The organism is Mycobacterium sp., from assembly GCF_025965855.1.
In the GTDB taxonomy this organism is placed as follows: domain Bacteria; phylum Actinomycetota; class Actinomycetes; order Mycobacteriales; family Mycobacteriaceae; genus Mycobacterium.
Genome location: NZ_JAOPWB010000214.1, coordinates 1 through 3,150 on the forward strand (window position 1 = coordinate 1; position 3,150 = coordinate 3,150).

Below are 3,150 nucleotides of genomic sequence, written 5' to 3' on the forward strand. Positions count from 1 at the left end.
ACGACCGCACGTTCGCATGGACCTCGAAGCGATCGCGGAGCTACCCGCGGAACACCGACAGCGCGCACTGGCAGACTCCGGCTACCTGGCTCCGCACTGGCCCGCCCCTTACGGCAAAGGTGCGTCCACCGCGCAGCAACTGCTGATCAGCGAAGAAATGCACCTGGCGGGAATCGAGCGCCCCAACCTGATCATCGGATGGTGGGCCGCACCCACCATCCTCGAAGCAGGCACCCCCGAACAGTTGGACCGCTACATCATGCCGACACTGCGCGGCGACCTCATCTGGTGCCAGTTGTTCAGCGAGCCCGAGGCCGGATCGGACCTGGCGTCACTGCGCACACTTGCCACCCGTGAGGCCGGCGGGTGGCGACTCAACGGACAGAAGGTGTGGCCCACCCAGGCACGCGACGCCCACTGGGCGATCTGCCTGGCACGCACCGACCGAACGGCCGCCAAGCATCGGGGTATCACCTACTTCCTCCTGGACATGAGGACCCCCGGTATCGACGTGCGCCCCCTGCGTGCTTTGACCGGCGAGCCGATGCTCAACGAGGTCTTCCTCGACGATGTCTTGGTACCCGACGACTGTGTGCTCGGCCAGGTCAATGACGGGTGGCGGCTGGCCCGCAGCACACTGGCCAACGAGCGCGTCGAGATGAACACGGGCACACTGGGCGGTCCCACCGGGGACCTGCTGTCGCTAACCAAGGACTGCGACGACGACGCGGTAATCGACGAGGTGGGACGTCTAGTCGCCCTGGCCACGGCCAACAGCCTGCTCGGACACCGCAGCATCCTCGACCGGATGAACGGCGCGCAACCGGGTGACGAGGCGTCCTTGCACAAGCTGGTAGGCGTGCGCCAACGCCAACAGGTCGCAGAGTTACTACTCACACTCAAGGGTGCTGATGGAATATGTAACGGCCCTGACAGCCACGAATTCCTCCTTACCAGAGCGCTTTCCATCGCCGGCGGCTCGGCGCAAGTCCTGCTGTCATTGGTGGCCGAACGAATGCTCGGCCTGCCGCGCTGACGCGTCGCATCGGTCGGCAATGAAGGCAGATCGACAGCTCGACCCACACCGTCCACCGAGTTCACCAACGCATCCTCATGTTCGATGTTCAGCGTGCCCTCATAGCCGACGGCGCGCAGGTTATGCACGAAATCGGCCCACAACGCCGCGCCGCCGGGATGGCCTAGTCCGAGGGTCACGTAATTCCAGGCCCGCGAGCGCGGCTCACTGGGTTGACATCCTGAGCTAGTGTGCCACCGGGCAATAGCGGGTGTCGAACCGTTTGATGCCGTTGATCCAACCCGACCGGAACCGGGTGGGCTCCCCCAGCGAGCTGATGTCCGGCATGTGGTCGGCAATCTTATTGAAGATGAGGTCGAGCTCGACTTTGGCTAGGTTCGCGCCGAGGCAATAATGCGCGCCGGTTCCGCCGAATCCCAGGTGCGGGTTGGGATTCCGGGTGATATCGAACCGTCGCGGATCGGCGAAGGCCGCTTCATCGAAGTTGGCCGACGAGTACAGCATCACTACCCGCTGCCCGGTCCTGATCGGGGTGTCACCGATGACCGTGTCGTGTACAGCGGTGCGCTGCAGACAGAGCAGCGGTGACACGTAGCGCACGATCTCATCCACCGCGGTGGCCGGGCGGTCGCGCTTGTACAGCTCCCACTGATCGGGATTCTCCAGAAACGCCATCATGCCCATGGTGGTGGCATTGCGGGTCGTTTCGTTGCCGGCCACCGCCAACATGATCACGAAGAAGCCGAATTGCTCCGAGGTCAACTGCTCGCCATCGATGCTGCCACCGAGCAAACGCGACACGATGTCATCGGTTGGGCATTCACGGCGCTCCTCGGCCAGTTGATAGGCGTAGCCCAAGATCTGGGCCGCGGCAACGCGCGAGTCAACGTCGATGTCGGCGTCGTCGTAGCCGGTCATCTGGTTGCTCCATTCGAAGAGCTTGACGCGGTCATCCTCAGGCACCCCGATCAAATCGGCGATGGCCTGCATCGGCAAATCACTGGCTACCTCGCGAACGAACTCGCCCTGACCGCCGTCGAGCGCCGCACGCACGATGCGTTCTGCTCGCTGTTCCAGCGCCGGGCGGATTGCCTCGATGGCGCGGGGGGTGAACAGTCGTGATACCAACCCCCGCAACTTGGTGTGCTCGGGAGCGTCCTTGCTGATCAGCACTGCCAGCGTCGCCTCGAACTCCTCCGGGGTGATGCCGTCCTCCAACCGCGGAATCGCCCCTCGACGCGCGGAGGAGAACAGATCCGAACGCCGCGACACCTCGCGCACATCGCGGTGCGTGGACACGACCCAGAACCCGTTGTCATCGAACCCACCCACGCCAGGTGGCTGCGGGTTCCACCACACCGGCGCGTTGCGACGTAATCGGGCAAATTCCTCAAACGGGATGCCGCGGTTGTAGGTATCAGGATCAGTGACGTCAAAGTCCGCCGGCAGCAGGACTTTCCGCGTGTCCTGCCCGGAATCCAATTGTGTCAACCCGGCCTCCTACAGGTGTGCCACCGAAGTGGTGTCGGCGCCACCGAGACGCCACATCGGGATAACGGTTTCGGGATCACACTCTTCGTCCACGATCCACTTGCACATGCGGCGAATCGGTTCGACGGCGTCCTGCGGGCTGGCAATCGCCACGCTGCACGCGTAGCCCAGACTTGTCAAACGCTGCGCGCCGAACAGCGGAAGTACATCGCGCAGTTGCTGTTTGAGCGACTCAGGGTAGATACCGATCGTCTGGGTGTAGGCGTTGACCGCGGCGGTGACGGTTTCGACGCTGTCCACCGGCACCAGGTTGGCCACCCGGCCCGACAACATCGTCGAATAGTCGACAGGGGAATCAAACTGCGACACCACGATGGCGCCCTCGAGGTGTTCCCCGCCGATCACCCGATAGAAATCCTCGGTGAGCCTTGAGGACTCGAGGTGCTCGAACAAGTCCCGGTTCGGGTACATGGGCGCGGTACTGATGAACGACGGCAGTGCGACGAGTTCCTCATAGATCATCTCGCCGAGCCGGTTCGCGTTGGCCAGACCGGCCTCGTCGGTGCCGCTGAGCGCGTAGATCACCCGCGCGTTGGCGCATCCCTCCTGGTTGGCCACACCGA

Annotated in this window: 3 protein-coding genes; 1 reads left to right on the top strand and 2 read right to left on the bottom strand. The window is 63.7% G+C overall.

The window, feature by feature from the left end; genetic code table 11:
- A partial coding sequence (locus tag JWP83_RS18330; protein ID WP_297732663.1) for an acyl-CoA dehydrogenase family protein occupies nt 1-1,036 on the top strand: 1,036 nt, incomplete at its 5' end.
- Nucleotides 1,037-1,261: 225 nt separating this feature from the next.
- On the opposite strand, the gene JWP83_RS18335 is transcribed toward JWP83_RS18330, so the two are convergent.
- Both JWP83_RS18335 and JWP83_RS18340 read right to left on the bottom strand, forming a co-directional pair.
- Entirely contained in the window at nt 1,262-2,518 is a 1,257-nt protein-coding gene (locus JWP83_RS18335) for a cytochrome P450 (protein WP_297732667.1), read from the bottom strand.
- Between the two features lie 18 nt (nt 2,519-2,536).
- Nucleotides 2,537-3,150 (bottom strand): acyl-CoA reductase (locus JWP83_RS18340; RefSeq protein WP_297732665.1); only part of this gene is annotated, 614 nt, incomplete at its 5' end.